Annotated in this window: 12 protein-coding genes; 7 read left to right on the top strand and 5 right to left on the bottom strand. The window is 69.2% G+C overall.

The genetic code is table 11. The features are described from left to right. Positions 1–23: 23 nt before the first annotated feature. Both BHS09_RS38550 and BHS09_RS10355 read right to left on the bottom strand, forming a co-directional pair. Positions 24–185: a hypothetical protein gene (locus tag BHS09_RS38550; RefSeq protein WP_161605142.1), complete on the bottom strand. Its 162-nt coding sequence runs from the start codon at positions 183–185 to the stop codon at positions 24–26. A 511-nt stretch (positions 186–696) separates the two neighbouring features. Then, a complete protein-coding gene (locus BHS09_RS10355) occupies positions 697–3,513 on the bottom strand; it encodes a carboxypeptidase regulatory-like domain-containing protein (protein ID WP_237078190.1) in 2,817 nt (938 codons plus the stop codon). A gap of 312 nt (positions 3,514–3,825) precedes the next feature. On the opposite strand from BHS09_RS10355, the gene BHS09_RS10350 reads away from it, so the two are divergent. The 6 genes from BHS09_RS10350 (at position 3,826) to BHS09_RS10325 (ending at position 11,343) form a co-directional block, all read left to right on the top strand. Next, positions 3,826–5,571 (top strand): sigma 54-interacting transcriptional regulator, encoded by a 1,746-nt coding sequence (locus BHS09_RS10350; protein ID WP_140797785.1) that lies wholly within the window; start codon positions 3,826–3,828, stop codon positions 5,569–5,571. Positions 5,572–5,763: 192 nt separating this feature from the next. Next, positions 5,764–6,519 (top strand): Dickkopf N-terminal cysteine-rich domain-containing protein, encoded by a 756-nt coding sequence (locus BHS09_RS10345; protein WP_140796403.1) that lies wholly within the window; start codon positions 5,764–5,766, stop codon positions 6,517–6,519. 865 nt (positions 6,520–7,384) lie between these two features. Beyond that, positions 7,385–7,666, top strand: a complete 282-nt coding sequence (locus BHS09_RS10340; protein WP_140789341.1) for a hypothetical protein — start codon at positions 7,385–7,387, stop codon at positions 7,664–7,666. 107 nt (positions 7,667–7,773) lie between these two features. Next, positions 7,774–9,675, top strand: coding sequence for a serine/threonine-protein kinase (locus BHS09_RS10335; RefSeq protein WP_237080281.1), 1,902 nt, complete (start codon positions 7,774–7,776; stop codon positions 9,673–9,675). Beyond that, positions 9,672–10,400: a hypothetical protein gene (locus BHS09_RS10330; RefSeq protein ID WP_140789336.1), complete on the top strand. Its 729-nt coding sequence runs from the start codon at positions 9,672–9,674 to the stop codon at positions 10,398–10,400. The genes BHS09_RS10335 and BHS09_RS10330 overlap by 4 nt, the downstream gene beginning before the upstream one ends. Before the next feature lie 61 nt (positions 10,401–10,461). Next, complete coding sequence (locus BHS09_RS10325; RefSeq protein ID WP_237080280.1) at positions 10,462–11,343, top strand: NAD(P)-binding domain-containing protein; 882 nt, start codon at positions 10,462–10,464, stop codon at positions 11,341–11,343. Positions 11,344–11,451: 108 nt separating this feature from the next. Here BHS09_RS10325 and BHS09_RS10320 read toward each other — a convergent pair whose 3' ends face one another. The 3 genes from BHS09_RS10320 to BHS09_RS10310 form a co-directional block, all read right to left on the bottom strand. Further along, on the bottom strand, positions 11,452–12,504 hold the full coding sequence (locus BHS09_RS10320) for an NADP-dependent oxidoreductase (RefSeq protein ID WP_140789332.1): 1,053 nt from the start codon (positions 12,502–12,504) through the stop codon (positions 11,452–11,454). Next, positions 12,501–13,094 carry a DUF2239 family protein gene (locus tag BHS09_RS10315; protein ID WP_174260012.1) on the bottom strand — a complete coding sequence of 198 codons (594 nt, stop codon included), beginning with the start codon at positions 13,092–13,094 and terminating at the stop codon, positions 12,501–12,503. The genes BHS09_RS10320 and BHS09_RS10315 overlap by 4 nt, the downstream gene beginning before the upstream one ends. A 325-nt stretch (positions 13,095–13,419) precedes the next feature. Continuing rightward, positions 13,420–15,525 carry a serine hydrolase gene (locus BHS09_RS10310; protein WP_140789328.1) on the bottom strand — a complete coding sequence of 702 codons (2,106 nt, stop codon included), beginning with the start codon at positions 15,523–15,525 and terminating at the stop codon, positions 13,420–13,422. A 213-nt stretch (positions 15,526–15,738) separates the two neighbouring features. Between BHS09_RS10310 and BHS09_RS10305 the strand changes: the two genes are divergently transcribed. Then, a complete protein-coding gene (locus BHS09_RS10305; protein WP_140789326.1) occupies positions 15,739–15,942 on the top strand; it encodes a hypothetical protein in 204 nt (67 codons plus the stop codon).

Below are 15,942 nucleotides of genomic sequence, written 5' to 3'. Positions count from 1 at the left end.
ACCCACCTGCGTGTTTCAGGGGTTCACAGCCACTCGACGCGCGCGTAGACGGTGGAGGCCGCACGAAGGTGCGCCATGGCAGGGGTGGAGAGCTGTCCCGTGCCACGAAGGACGAGTTCCTGGGTGCCAAGCTCCGCGGCGGCGCGGAGGGCCTCCGCGAGCACCCTCGCCCCGCTCGGGCTCACGAGGGTGGCCTGGACTGGAGCGCCTGAGCCCGGCCGCGAAGCGCTCCAGCCTGGGCGCAAGCTGGGACTGGGCACACGCGGTCACTTGAAGCGCCGTGGCGTACGCCAGCTCCAGCAGGGAGAGCTGGGGCAGCTCCGCCAGCGCATCGAACAACGCGGCGTCGCTGGTCCCGTGGCCCTTCGACAGCCCCAGGTGGCGCATGGGCAACTGGCCGAGGGCCAGCAGCGCGGGAAGGAGCCTCGGATCGCGAGGCCACCGCAGAAGCGTCTCCAGTTCTTCCTGCACCGCATCGGGCAGTGTCCGCTTCGCGTCCTCGACGAACCCCGCGAGCAGTCGTGGGACATCCAGCGGATGCCAGCGCGTGACGTGCGCGCGCCAGTGAGCGCCCCGTCTCGGGAAGAGTGGATGCGGAGGCGAGCCTGTGACGACGGCTCGGGCGCTTTCCCACGCGGCCTGTGCGGTCAACTCCGTCCCCGAACGGCGGGACGGAGCCGCGACGTTGCGACGGGGCTAGCGAGCCGGGACGCGCAGGACCAGGTCGTGCGGCGGCAGGTAGAGGTTCTCGGTAGGCATTGCCTGGCCCTCGTTCTCCTGTCCCCACGTCACCACGGTGCCGTCGGCGAGGAAGGCCTGGCTGGCGTTGCTCGTGGCGGCAATGCCTACCACGTCCCTCACGTCGGAGGACGGAGCGATGGCGCTGTCGCCCCAGGCCACGACGGTGCCATCCGCCTTCAATGCCAGGACGAAGGAGTCACCTCCCGCGATGGCCACGACCTCCGAGAGGTCGGAGGGGACGCTCAGGTCCGAGGGAAGGTCACCGCCCCACGCCACCACGGTGCCATCCGCCTGGAGGGCGAAGGCAGTCGTTCGCGACGTGGCCACGCTCACCACGTCGGTGAGCCCCGCCGGAATCGGGTGGATGTCGGCCAGGGAGGGCCCACCCCAGACGGAGACGTGATTGGAAGCAAGGACGCCCACGCCCCAATGCTCCCCGTAGGCGACGGTCTTCTGGGGCACCACCCACACGGAGGTGGTGGTGTGCCGCCGCCAGGGCACCCCGGGCGTCACGACGATGTCGTGCTCGCCCGGAACGACGTGGTGCGCCACCCGCGCCACCACCTCCGTGTCGGACCAGGAGATGAAGTCGGTGACGGCTTCTCCTCCCACCGTGACGGTGAAGGGGCCGCGCTCGGCGCCGAAGCCGGAGCCCGTCAAGGTCAGGTGTCCCCCCTGGACCGCCAGCTTGGGCGCGGAGACTTCGAGCGCGCCCAGCCGCGACAGGGACAGGCTGACCGGCTGGGGCTCGCCTTCGCGCACGTCCAGCGCGGCCTCCGCCTTCGCGTAGTTCGCCTTGCTGGCCGCCAGGGTATGGCGCCCCTGGGGCACGTCCTCGAGGACGAAGTGCCCCTGGGCATCTGTCGTCGCGGTGGCGCCATGGCCGGAGAGCGACACGGTGACACCCTCGTGGTGGCTTTCGCCTTCGAGTTGGATGGTGCCCGTCACCACGCCGGGCCTGCGCCGCAGCGTGATGTTGACCACCGTGGTCTCCTGATTCCGCACCACCACGCTCCGCTCTTGAATCTCATAACCCGTCCAATAGGCGGACAGCGTGTACGTCCCCACGATGAGGCCACTGAAGGAGAAGCGGCCCTGGGCGTCCGTCAACACGGAGGCGTTGCTCTCCACCAGCGCCACCGAGATGCCCGAGGTGGTGTTGGCGTCCTCCAGCAGGACCACGCCCGAGATGTTCCCGCGAGCGCGGGACAGCGTCAGGCTGACCTGGGCCTGCTCGCCGGCGCGAACCTCCACGGTACGTTGGCCCGTGGCGAAGCCGTCCTTCTGGGCCTCCAAGGTGTAGGAGCCCGTGGGGACGCCAGTGAGGGAGAACTGGCCCGCGGTGTTCGTGCGCGTGCTGAAGGCCGTCCCCGCCAGGGTGATGTTGACGTCCACCGGCGCGCCCCCGCCCTCGAGCTGAATGACACCGGCCACGTTGCCCCGCTCGCGCGTCAGCGAGAGCGAGACGGTGGCCGCCTGGTTCTCCTGCACCTGGACGGACTCGCGCGCCACGGCGTAGCCGCTCAACCGCGCTTCCACCGTGTACGTGCCCGCGGCCACGCTGCTGAAGGCGAAGCGGCCCTGGCCGTTCGTGGTCGTGGTGGCCCCCGTCTCCGCCAGCGTGACGGTGATGCCGCCGTGGCTGCTCGCGCCCTCGAGCAGGGCCGTGCCCTCCACTCGGCCCTGGGCTCGTACCAGCGAGAAGGCAACCGTGGCCGCAGCGCCCGTGCGCACCGTGACGGATTGCTGCACCACCGCGTAGCCCTCCTTCTGGGCGGTCAGGGTGTAGGTGCCCAGCGGAAGCCCGGTGAAAGTGAACTGGCCTTGCGCGTTCGTCATCGTATTGGCACCCGTCTGCGTCACGGTGATGGTGACACCCGAGGGGGTGGCTCCGTCCGACAGTTGGACGGTGCCCGCCACGTCCCCGCGTACGAGCAACAACGTCAGGTTGACCTGGCTCGGCTGGTTCGCGCGGACCTCCACGGTCTGCTGCGCGTCCACGTAGTTCTCCCGCCGCACTCGCAGGGTGTACGTGCCCGTCATCACGTTCTGGATGTTGAACTGTCCCTCGGCATTCGTGGTCGCGGTGAGGGACGCTTCCACCAGGGTGACGACGGCGCCGGCGTGGTTGCTTGAGCCTTCGAGCTGGATGACGCCGGTCACGCTGCTCCGCTCGCGCGACAGGGAGAAATTGACCAGGGTTGAGCCCGTGCCCCGCACCTCCACCGTCTGCTGCGTCGCCAGGTAGTTCGTCTTCTGGAGCGCCACCGTGTAGGTGCCCTGGGCCAGGTCGGAGAAGGTGAAGAGCCCCGTCGCGTCCGTGGTCGTTTTGGCGCCCGTCTCCACCAGGGTGACGTTGACGCCCGAGGCATCCAGGACGCCCTCCACCTTGACATTGCCGAGGATTGAACCCCGTCCACGCACGAGATCGAGCCTCACGGAGGCCGTTGCTCCCGTGGCGACCGTGACGGACTGCCGAGCCTCCGAGTAGCCGGGCATTTTCGCCACCACGATGTGCGTGCCCGGGGCGACGTTCTCCAGGGTGAAGCGGCCGTCAGTGGCCGTGGTGGCGCTCAGCGAAGCGCCTTCCACGGAGACGCTGATGCCCGCGTGGGACGAGGCCCCCTCCAGAATGGCTTGGCCTTCGATGCGCCCGCCCTGCGTCCCCGAATCGGGCTGAGTCCCCGCGTCGGAGGGGGTCGTGGAGGTCGAGGAACAGGCGGAGAGGGCCAACAAGAGGGCCCAGAGCCAGGAAGGGCGTATGAGGCGCATGGGGAGTGCCACTCAGAGGAACCGGGAATGGGAAGGACTGCCAGGGAACGGCGAAGCTCCTGACGGTACATGGATTCTACGGTTCCGTGGAATGGAGTGGCCGCGGCAGGCGTGTGGTGGGGGGCGCGTCTGCCCCGCGACGGCATTCCACCCTGGCGCGCTCAGGTAGCCCTTGGCGCCGTGGAACTCGGACACGTCGAAGCACAGGCGATTGGCGACGGCACGGGGCCCCCTCTTCGGCACGCCCCTTCCGGGCCCCGCATGCGCACGCCGCCGCATTCCTGATATGCGACTGTGTCGTCCGCTCCCGCCATGCCCCAGCTTCTGGTCCTCCCCGACGGCCGCCGTCTCCCCTTGGACAAGCCCGTCGTCTCCGTAGGCTCCGACGCCACTTGTGACGCCGTGCTCCTTGCGCCCGGTGTGAAGCCGAGCCACGCGCTGCTGTTCCGCGACGCGCGAGGCTGGAGCGTGTCCCCGGCGGGCAAGGGCTGTGACATCAAGGTGCGAGGGCGGCGCGTGGACCTGGCGCCCCTGGAGCCCGGGGACCGCTTCCGCGTAGGCACGGTGGAGCTGGAGCTCATCGAAGCGGTGGAGTCCGTCGCGGGTGATGCGGCGGAGGTGGCCCCCCGGCGACAGGACGGCCGGCTGGTGGCGGTGCTGGCGGAGCTGTCCTCGCGGCTGCTGGTGCAGCGCCCCCCCCTGGAGCTGCTGGAGGTGGCGATGCGGGGGCTCGCCGACGTGGTGGGCGCGGACGTGGGCTTCCTCGTCGCCGCGGACTCTCGGGAGGGCCCTCGGCGCGTGCTGTGTTCCACGGGCGCCAGACCCGACGCGGCGGTGGTGGACAGCCTCGTGGACCGGGTGCTGACCTCGGGTGCCCCGGTGCGGGTGGCCGACGTAGAGGCGGACGCGGCGCTGGCCCGGGCGCCCAGCATGGAAGCACTGCGGCTGGGCTCCGCGCTGGTGGTGCCGCTGCGCGTGGAGCCGGTGCCGCTGTCCGTGGTGTACCTGGGACGGAGGTTGGGTGCTCCGGCCTTTTCAGCGGTGGCGCTGGAGGAGGCCATGGCGCTCTCCGCGCTGACGGCGCTGCTCCTGTCGACCCGGCGCGAATTGACGGAGCTGCGCGCGCAGGTGGAGGGCCTCACCCGCCGCATCGAAGCCGCGACGTTCGAGGGGCTCATCGGCGAATCCCCGTCGATGCGCGCCCTGTACCGGCAGGTGGAGCGACTGGGGCCCACGCCGCTCAACGTCCTCGTCACAGGCGAGACAGGGACGGGCAAGGAGCTGGTGGCGCGGGCACTCCACCGGCGCAGTGGCCGGCGCGGCCGGCTGGTGGCCATCAACTGCGCGGCGCTGCCGGAGAGCCTCATCGAGCGCGAACTGTTCGGCCATGCGCGTGGCGCGTTCACCGGCGCGGGCACGGAGCGGGCGGGACTGGTGGAGGCGGCCGACGGTGGCACCCTCTTCCTGGATGAGATTGGGGACATGCCGCTGTCGCTCCAGACGCGTTTGCTGCGCGTGGTGCAGGAGCGCGAAGTCACCCGCCTGGGCGAACACCAGCCGCGCAAGGTGGACGTGCGCGTGGTGTCCGCGACACATGTGGCCCTGGAGGAAGCGGTGCGGCGGGGCACCTTCCGCGCGGACCTGCGCTTCCGGCTGGAAGAGGTGCGCGTGGACGTGCCGCCGCTGAGAGCGCGTGGTGAGGACGTGCTGCTCATCGCCCACCATGTGCTGACTCAAGAGGCGCGCAAGGCGCGAGGCTTCACGCAGAAGGCCTCGGAGGCGCTGCGGGGGCACCCCTTCCCTGGCAACGTGCGAGAGCTGGCGTCGCGCGTGCGCCGCGCCGCGGTGTTGGCGACGGACGAGTTGTTGCGCCCCGAAGACCTGGAGCTGGGCGGCGACGCAGCGCCCATGATTCTCCTGGAGGAGGCGCGGGAGGCGTTCGTCCAGCGCTACGTGCGGGAGGCCATTGCCCGTTGCGGCGGCAGCAAGAAGGACGCGGCGGCGGCGCTGGGCATCGGCCTTCGCTCGCTGTTTCGCTACCTGGGCGAGGGGGACTGACAGGCCGCCTCCTCTGGGGGGCTTGTCCGCGTGCCAGTCCTGGCACGTTTCCCCCGGCGTCAGGTGCTCGGAGGGCCAGGGGCGTCATGCAACCCCGTGGAATCGGGGCGATTCGATGTCTCGCGAGGCTTGGGCACGCACGTTGCTCTGGTGTTGCCCATCGCACGAAGGCGGAGAGCCGCCACGGTGCAGATGAACCTGACGGAGACGACGATGAAGCATGTGGTGATGGGATTGTTCCTGGCGCTGACGGTCATGGGCTGCGGCAGCACGAAGGACGATGACGGCGAGGGGCCCGACGGCAACCCCAATGAGCAGAGCGCGGGGCTGTGCAGCGCGAGCAAGGCATGTCCTTCCGGGCAGTTCTGCTTCAACGGCCTGTGTGCCATCGGCTGTCAGTCGAACGGGGACTGCGCGGCGGACCAGTACTGCGACCTCGAGGACACGGGCATGGCCGTCTCCTTTTGCAAGAACAAGAAGGTGCCGACCTGCAGCTCCAACAGCCAGTGCCTGAGCAACCAGGTCTGCATCGAGGGCCTGTGCAGCCTGGCGCCTCCGGCAAACCCGCCCTCGTGCAACCCGAACACCAGCGACTTCAAGGACGGCTGCGACACCTATGCGGTGTGCCTGGACGCAGCGGACCAGGGCTCGCAGCAGCCGTACTGCGCCAGCTTCGCGCCCTGCCCCGAGGATGGCGTGTGCCCCACGGGCCTGGGCGGCGCGGTGTGCAACGACGGCTACCTGCCCAACAAGGGCCGCTTCTGCATGCAGGGGCTCTGCAGTGACAACTCGAACTGCCCCTCGCAGTGGAGCTGCGTGAAGCCCTTCTCCGGCGCGGTCCTCGGGTTCTGCAGCCCGGGCGCCTTCGGCTTCCCGTGCGCGGAGAACAGCCACTGCAAGAGCGGCCAGTGCTTCGGCGCGCCGGGCGTCATGGGCACCTGCATGTAGCTGGCGAAGACGGCCCCGTGTTCCCCAGTCGGGGAGCACGGGGCCTCTGGCGTTGTTGGGGGGGTGCGCTTCGAGCCTCCCTGCGCCTAGAGTCGCCCGGGCCTTGGTGATGCGCCGACTCCTCCTGCTCTCGTTGTTGCCCGCGCTGGTGCTGCTCGTCGCGCCGGGCTGTCCGCTCGACATCCGAATCCGCTGTGACGAGCCCGACGGCTGTCCCCAGGGGCAGGTCTGCGTGCGAGGTGACTGCGAGCCCATGGGCACGGAGCGGATTGGAGAGGCCTGTGGCGCGGATGCCGAATGCGCCCCAGGGCTCACCTGTGGCACGGGCTTTCCGGGCGGGTATTGCCTGCTGGCGTGCTCCGAGTCGACACCGTGCCCGCAAGGAAGCGTGTGCGCGACGGGGCTGGGGCAATGCCTGCGGACCTGTGGCGAGGCCTGTGCTCGGCCAGGGTATGGCTGTGGGCCCGTGCCCGACGCGTCCGGCCCCCTGAGTGCATGTGTGCCGGTGACGACGCCGACGGATGGGGGCTGCACGGGCACGGGATGCGGGACGCCGGATGCCGGCTGCACAGGCACGGGATGCGGGACGCCGGATGCCGGCTGCACAGGCACGGGATGCGGGACTCCGGACGCGGGATGCGCGAGCACGGTGGAGGAGGGAGGAGCGTGCACGCAGCCATGCGAGTGCGCGGATGCAGCGGCGGCTTGTGTCGGCGGGACGTGCACGCTGACGTGCTCGACGGACTTCACGTGTCGCGACGGGCGACGGTGCACCAGTGCGCGATGCGTCGTGGGGCCTCGGATTGGAGAGGCGTGCAGGGACACATTCGAGTGCTCCGACTTCGCCCATTGCCCCAGGGAGCGAATGCGGTGCGAGGAGAGCTGCAACCCGGGGGGCACTCTCTGCGAGGCGGGCTACCAATGCGCTCCGGACGGGCTGTGCGTGAAGGAGTGCTCGGGTACCCCGGCCTCGGTGGGAGAGGTCTGCGAGAACTCGCTGGACTGCGCGCCCTGTAGCGTGTGCCTGTCGTCGGGGACGGAGCTGCGGTGCCGGCAGCCGTGCCGGCTGGACCGGGACTGCCCCGGGGGGGCGACGGGCGCCTGCGAGCAGGTGGGGGACACGAAGGCCTGTCGGCTGTCGCTGTAATCTACCAGGTTGCTCGCGGGAGCGCGCTCCCGGAGAATGCCTGGGTGATGACGGGTGAAGTGCTTGCGGGCCGGTACCGACTCGAGCGGGAGCTGGGGCGTGGGGGAATGGCCACGGTCTTCCTGGCCACGGACGTGCGGCTGTCGCGCCCGGTAGCGCTGAAGCGGATGCACCCGGGAGGCGGCACGGGCCGCGCGGAGCGCTTCCGGCGGGAGGCCGAGCTGGCCGCCTCGCTCCATCATCCCAACGTCCTGGAGGTCCACGACTACGGCGAGGATGAGGCCCATGGCCCGTTCCTCGTCTGCGAGTGGGTGCGGGGCGAGGACCTCCGCGCGCTGGCGGGGAGGCTCTCGCCGGTGCCTCCCGAGGCGGTGATGGTGTTGGGCTGGGAGCTCGCCCGGGCGCTGGCGGCGGCGCACGCACACAGCATCGTCCACCGCGACGTGAAGCCCGACAACGTGCTGGTGGCGGAAGGCGGGCCGCTGAAGCTGGCGGACTTTGGACTCGCCGCGCTGGAGGACCAGGAGCGCCTCACGAGCACCGGGGCGGTGACGGGCTCGTTGCCATACATGGCGCCCGAGCGCATCGACACGGGCGCGTACTCCCCTGCCTCGGATGTGTATGCAGTGGGTGTCATCCTGTTCGAGCTGTGCTCGGGCGCCACGCCGCACGCGGGCAAGGGCGCGGCGCATCTGGCCGCGTCGGTGATGACGAAGGATGCGCCGCCGCTGACGGAGGTGGTGCCGGGCACGCCCGAGCCCTTGTCAGCGCTGGTCGCGCGGTGTCTGGCGAAGGATGCGCGGGATAGACCGCGCGACGGGGCCGCGCTGGCGTTGGCGTTGGAGGAGCTGCTCCAACGAGAGGTCGGCCCGCCTGCCGACGTGGCGCGGGAGTTCTTGGGAGACCCGGTGGCCCGCGCCAGTCGATGGCGCCGGGCGCGCTTCGAGCGGTTGCTGGAGGAGGGGCGCGGACTGCTGGCGCGCGGCGAGGGGGCGCGGGCCGCGAAGGTCCTCAACGCCGCGCTGTCGCTGGAGCCGACGTCCGCCGAGGTGGTGGCGCTGTTGCGTCAGCGGCCGAGGCGTTCCGCGTGGAGGGCTGGCGCCGTGGGCGCCGGGCTCGTCCTCTGCGCGACTGCGGGGTGGGTGTGGTCGCACCAGGACATCGAAGGCGTGAAGACGCCGCGTGGCGCGGAGCCCTCGTCAGGGCAGGCCTCCCCCGGAACAGCATCCGTTGACGGCGCCTCCACTGGTGAACGCCTTCATGCGCCCACGCCCCCGGGCCAGGAGATGCCTGCCCCGGGGACGGAACCCGGCAGGTTGGACGCTTCGCGAGAACCGGGGCCTTCGGCCGGAAGAGACACCACGAATCTGGCTGGGGCATTCGTGCCGACAGAACGCTCGGCGGACGGTGCCGGGGCGAAGCCGGCTCGGCCATCCGTTTCGACAGGGCGTTCGGGAGGAATGGATTCGGCGAAGCGGGCCGTATCGGCCCTGCCGGCAGGGCACTCGGCGGGAACCGAGAGCACAGGGGCCGCGCGGCCCTTGGTGCCGGCGCCAGGCCCGGACGTGGGAACCACCCTCCCCGCGCGTCCCGCCGTGTTGAAGGTGACGGCGCGCCCGTGGGCGGAGGTGTTCGTGAACGGCGAGAGCCACGGCTACACACCTCGGGTGCGTGAACTCTCGCTGCCAGCGGGGACCCACCGGCTGCGCTTCGTCAACCCTCTGTGCGACGAGGTCGAGCAGGAGGTGACGCTCGCGCCGGGGGAGACCGTGACGCGCGACGTGGTGTTGTCACCGCGCAAGGCGGAGGTGCGCATCCACGCTCCCGTGGGCGCGCGGCTCTTCGTGGACGGCCGGGAGGTGGGCGTCGCCCCCCTGTCCGGTCCGGTGATGGTCGAACATGGACGACACACGGTGACGGCACGCCGCGCGGGTGAACCTCCCTTGGTGCGAGAGGTGGACGTGGTCGCGGGTCGTCGGCTCGAAGTGGCGCTGGATGTGACGCCATGATGGGCGCGGCCTTGATGCTGATGGTGCTCGCGGCGTCCCCGCTCGACAGCGCGCGTGGTGCCTACCAATCCGGCGAGCTGCCCAAGGCCCGCGCCGAGCTGGAGTCCCTGCTCTATCCGCTGCGGCTCGACGGAGAGGCGTTGGAAGCAGAAGCGCACCTGCTGCTCGCAGCCACCTATCACGCACAGGAGGAGCTGGCCCGCGCAGAGGACGAGGTGGTGCGAGGGCTGGCCGTTCACGGCGACTCGGCGCTGGACCCGCTGCTGTATCCACCGGACTTCCTCGCCTTCGTCGAGCGCGCGCGTGCCCAACACCAGACACGCATCGGGGAACTGCGTGCCCAGCGGAGTCCTCGGCTGTTTCCGTCACCCTCCCGCATCGTCGACCCCATCCGCAAAGACGAGGTGCCCACCTCGCCGGCGCTGACCCGTGCCTGGTATCTGGCGCCCTTGGGCGTGGGGCATTTCAAGCACGGGCGCTCGGGGATGGGCACGGTGCTGGCGGTGACGCAGGGGCTGGGACTCGCGGCGGCGGGAGTCTCCCTGGGGACCTCGCTCTCGCTGCGCGGGCCGGACGGCCGGTATCGCGCGAGCGACGCGGGGACGGCGCGGACGCTCAACGTGACGTACCTGGTGGGAGCCTATGCCTTCGCGGTGGCCTATGCGTATGGTGTCCTGGATGGGTTGGTGTTGACGCCCGCTCCACCAGTTCGCCCGGTTCCTTGAGGGATGGGCGGGCTTCACGTTTCGGGGTGCCGTACAACCTGGAGTCAAAACGAGCTTGCACATGCACTCGATTCGTTCAGCGAAGATGGCGGTGGTGGGTTGTGGTCTCATGGGAAGCGCACTGGCGCGAGCCTTCGCTTCGGCGGGCCACGACGTCGCGGTCTGGAACAGGACTCCCAGCAAGGCCACCGCTGTCGGTGGTGGCACCCGTGCCTTCGACAGCCTCGTCGAGGCCGTCTCGGGACGCGAGCTCGTCGTCGTCTCCCTCTCCAACTACGCCGCCGCCGCCGAGGTGTTCTCCGAGAAGGGCGTCGCGGCGGCACTGGCTGGAACGACGCTCGTTCAGCTCACCAGCGGCTCACCCGCGGACGCGCGCGAGGGGCTGGCGTGGGCCCAGGCCCACGGCGTGGACTACCTGGATGCCGCGATCCTCGCCTACCCGAGTTTCGTCGCCACCGAGTACGCGACCGTCTATTACGCCGGGTCGCGCGGCATCTTCGACCGGCACGCCGAGACCCTCCAGGCGATTGCCAAGAACTCCGTGTACGTCGACGAGAAGATTGGCGCTGCCGCGACGCTCGACTGCGCGATTCTCGAGGCCTATTACGGCGGCTCCCTGGCGTTCCTGCACGCGGCGGCCATGTGCAAGGCGGAAGGCCTGGACCCGAAGGCTTTCTTCGCCCAGAAGAACTCCTTCCTCGGCCTGATTTCCGTCACCGCCGACGCCGCGCAGGGAATGGTCGAGAAGAATGACTTCTCAGGCGACCAGTGCAGTCTCAACACCCACGTCGCCGCAATCGAACACATCGTCCGGCTGAGCCAGGACGCCCGCATCAGCGCACGCTTCCCGAAGGAACTGCTCGACAACTACAAGCGAGCCGTCAGCGCGGGGCTGGGGGACCAGGAGCTGCCGGCCGTGTTCCGAACCCTGACCCAAGACTGACGCTCGTGCCTCCGCGCAGGCCGGAAGGACCGCCCGCCACCGCGGGCGGCCCCTGAGAAAGCGCCAACGCAGACTGCTGCTTCAGCAGCCTGCGAGTTGCCTCCGGTCTCATCGAGCGCGGGGGGTCGAGCTCGAACAGGGAATTGAGGTGACGCGCACGAGCTGCTTGCCCACGTTGCGGCCTTCGAAGAGTCCTCGCAGGGCAGAGGGGGCCTGCTCCAAGCCTTCCGCGATGGACTCCGCGCAATGGAGCGCGCCCTGGGCGTCCCAAGCCGCCAGCTCGCGAAAAGCCTCAGGAAAGCGCGAGACGTAGTCGAGGAAGATGAAGCCCTCCATCCGCGCTCGCTTGAAGCCGAGCTGCATGTAGTTGCGCGGCGCGGTGCCGTAGTCACCGTCCTTGTATCCCGAGGCCACGCTGCCGGAGAGCACCACCCGCGCGCCTCGGGCGAGATGGTCTAGCGCGGCTTCCAGGACGTGGCCACCCACGTTGTCGAAGACGACGTCCACGCCTTGGGGCGCCAGGGCGCGAAGCCGCGCCTGGATGTCTTCAGACTTGTAGTCGATGCAGGCATCGAAGCGCGCGGTGCGGGTGACCCATTCGGCTTTGTGCGGCCCTCCCGCGATGCCAATGACACGACAGCCCCGGAGCCGGGCCACCTGACCCGCGATGGAGCCCACGCTGCCCGCGGCGGCGGACACCAGGACTGTCTCTCCCGGCGCAACGCGGCCCACGTCGGTGATGCCGAAGTACGCCGTCAGCCCGCTCGCGCCATAGAGGTTCAGCATCGCCTTCGGAGCGACGCCGCCCGGTACCTTGTTGAGGCCGAAGAGCCCCGCGTCGCCGGTCAGTACGTAGTCCTGCCAGCCGGTGAGCCCCGCCACCCAGTCACCCACCGCCAGCCGCTCGGTTCGGGACGCGATGACCATGCCCACGCCTGCGCCCCGCATCACCTCGCCGAGCGCGACGGGCTGGATGTACGTCGCATTCGCATTGAGCCAGGTGCGCTGGGTGGGCTCGATGGCGAGCCAGGTGACGCGGACCAGCGCCTCACCCGGGCCTGGCGTGGGCACGGGGCCCTCGCGCCACTCGAAGCAGTCGTCGGACACCGCTTCCCGAGGACGGGTCTTCAGCACCCACTGGCGATTGGACGTCGTGCTCATGGCGTCACCTTTCCGAACGCGGGCGCGGCCAGCCGGCGCGCGTGATTCCTGAGGTCGTCCGGCCAGCTTCGGGTCCACTGATTGAACCGGGCGCGGTGCCCGACGTAGAGCGCACGGGCGGCCTCCTCGTAGCCGGGCAGGTTGCCGGCCATCGTGGTCATGAAGCGGTCCGCCGCGACTTGGGCCTGACGGCGCCGGTCGGTGTCGCCGCTGCTCGCGCGCGCGGCCTCCACCAACTTGCGCAGCGCGACGGAGGCACCGCCCGGTTGCGTGGCCAACCACTCCCAGTGCCGTGGAAGCAGGGTCACCTCGCGCGCCACCACGCCCAGTCTCGGCCTGCCGGGGCTCCGAGGCCCGGTGTCTTCTTCCGTGGGGGCAGGCGCGGGCTGAAGGCGGGCCAGTAGCTCCTCGCGCGAGCCACGCAGGTGGAAGTCCACGGTCCGGCCCGTGGTGTCGTCGAAGAGCAACAGGGGCGCGGACTCCCCGGTGTCCAGCGCGCGGCGGGCCGCGAGGATGACGTCAGCCGGAGGGCCGGAGGCAATCAGGCGCTTTCCCGCGAAGGCGGTCCAGGTGGTCGAAGGCGTGGTCATCCCAGGTGTCGGAGGTTCGAGAATGGCCAGATATTACCCGGGTGAAAACCCAAGTCAATTCTACCCGGATGAAATCATCCGCTGGCGCGCGCTGCCGGGGAGTCTTGCTTCTCAGCCTCCCGTCGCGGCGGTCTTGGTGCTCCGTCCATCCGCTCGCACGCCTCTTCCGCTTCCCCGTCTCCACGAGGCGCGTGGTCAGAAGCGACAGGGCTTCGAGGTCGGCTGCATGCGGGATTGGCAGTGAGCTGCAGCACGGACCGGCGGAGGCCTTTGCGAGCCCCGCCGGTCCTACGAGCCCTCCCGGAAAATCCGGTGGAGGCCCTGATTAGAACAGGTCGTGCGCGGGCCAGGCGCCGACGCCGTTCACGACGTTCCACATGAGGCTGTCGAGGTTGATGTCGGGCGTACCCGAGCCGGAGCTGTTGTTGGAGTTGGTCATGACGGACCAGGTGAACTCCTCGGAGCGGCTGGGCCCATAGCGGTCATCGGTGCGCACCAACAGGGCCCGGGTGCCCGGGATGTAGCCGCCGTGCCACCAGTTGGGGAGGCTGTTCACCGACCAGCCCTTGGCGTAGTTGACGGAGTTGCCCAAGGTGTCGAGCGCCGTCGTGCGTGTGGTCATCGTGGTGAGTGAGCTCGCGCTCAGCAGGTCCGAAACGGTGGAGAACCCATCCGCGCGCACGGCGACACGCAGCAAATCGATGGGCGTGGCGACCCAGCCACCGTGCGCATCCATGCGACGCACCGGCATGCCATACGGGCTGAAGGCCCCCGTGCCAAGCTGGTAGTAGACGGGCTCGTTCGGCAGACGCGCGCTCAACGTATCGCCCCCCACGGCGAAGCTGGTGGCGCCGCTGGGCGCGAACACGTTGGCGCGCATATAGGCGTCATAGGTCATGCCCGTGACCCGCTCGATGATGCGGCCGAGCACGCTGTAGCCGAAGTTCGAATACTGGTACGTCGTCCCAGGCGCGAACTCGAGCGGCACGTTCTGCAACACCCATTGGATGAGCTGGGCGTGCGTCATGCCCGTGTTCATGAACATGGGGTCGCCCGTGCCGTCGGCGCCGTCATTGTCCCATGCGCCCGCGGTGTGCTCGAGCAGGTGCTGGACCGTGATGTTCAGGACGCGGTTGTCCGCGTAGGTGCTCTGCGCGCCGAACGTCTCACCGAGCAATCCACCCCTGCCGAAGACTCGGTCCGTCAGCCGGATCTGGCCGCTTTCAATCAGCCGCATGATGCCGATGGATGTCATCGGCTTGGACACACTGGCGACGCGGAAGCGGTGGGAGGTGTTGACCGGGGTGTTGCTGGTTCGGTCGGCCAGGCCATACCCCTTTGCGAACACGAGGCGTCCGTGGCGGGTGATGGCCAGCGACAGCCCGACGGTGTTCGTGCTGGTCATCGCCTGCTGGACGGTATCGTCAATGTGCTGCAGGTCGGCCGCGCTGAACGTCAGGTTCTGCCAGATCAGGGCGAACTCGGGCTGGCTCCCATTGTTGTGCGCCGCCACCAGGACGGGGCGATATCCCTGGTTCTTGAGGTCCGTCACGGCCTGTTGATACGCGGCGGCGGAGAGCCCATGACGCGCGGCGGTCGGAATCCCCGATGAAACATGGAAGATGGCCGCGTACCGGTCCGTGCCGCCCACGTTGTAGCCGCTGACCTTCGCGAGCTGGTAACCCTGGGCCGCGTTGGTATTGAACGTGGACTGGTACTGGGACGCGGTCAGCCCGTGGTAGGCCCGCCAGGCCGGACCGCTCGTCTGCTCCCAGATGGCCGCGTAGCGCTCCGCGCCACCGGACGTGTAGCCACTCACGTGCACGAGCCGGTAGCCCTGCCCCGCCCAGGTGTTGAACTCCGTCTGGTACTGGGACGCGCTCAGGTCATGGCGGGCCACCCACGCGGCACCACTGTCCACGTGGAAGATGACCGCGAAGTAGGCCACGCCTCCGACGCTGTACCCGTTGACCACCACCGGTCGGTATCCCTGCGCATTTTGATTGACGACGGTGGTTTGATACTGCGCGGAAGTCAGCCCGTGGTAGGCCCGCCAGGCCGGGCCGCTCGTCTGCTCCCAGATGGCCGCGTAACGGGCACTGCCCCCCTCTTCGTAACCGCTGACATAGGAGAGACGATAGCCCTGCCCCACCCACGTATTGAACTCCGTCTGATATTGGGCGGTGGTGAGCCCGTGGCGGGCAATCCAGGCATCATATGGACCGGCCAGGGCCTGGGAATCGGCGCTAGAAGAGGCGCGGGACTCTTCCTCTGGCACCCCGCATCCCACGAGGGATACGGCCAGCACTGACAGGACTGCCAGTAGCGGCCTCATTCTGAAAGGTTTCATGCTCGAGAGCTCCTGCTTGACGTTGGTACTGCCCACAGGGAACGAATCCAGAGCGCATTTCCCCTCAGCCGCGGACAGCAAAAATAGAGCCCCCCTCGCGCGTAGCGCCAAACCCACATGCATTTCAGCAGGCGGGCCCACATCGCGCCGCCCCCAGCGTCCTCCACCGCTGCGCTCCACTCCGCCTCCTCTCAACAGGCCTTCCATCCTTCCCATGCCCTGTTCTCGGAGTGTCAATAAGGGAAGAATGCGGCGTGCTCCATCATCAACCCCTGCTCTCTCGGAGGTGTCTCCATGGTCGAGTCGAAGAAGAAGCAGAAGCAGAAGCAGAAGGCCACAGAACCCATGCGCAAGCTCAGCCTCCAGCGTGAGACGCTCCGAACCCTCCAAGAGGCCGACTTTCGGCAGATAGAGGGTGTGGCAGGTGGAATCAGCACCATCATCGTCATCACAATCGCGGAAACCAATCCGCCTACTGCAAGCATTCGGCTCTGCTGA

This window comes from Myxococcus xanthus (assembly GCF_006402735.1).
Lineage (GTDB): Bacteria > Myxococcota > Myxococcia > Myxococcales > Myxococcaceae > Myxococcus > Myxococcus xanthus_A.
Note: the sequence above shows the minus strand (reverse complement) of the source record. Positions and strands in the feature narration are given on the sequence as shown.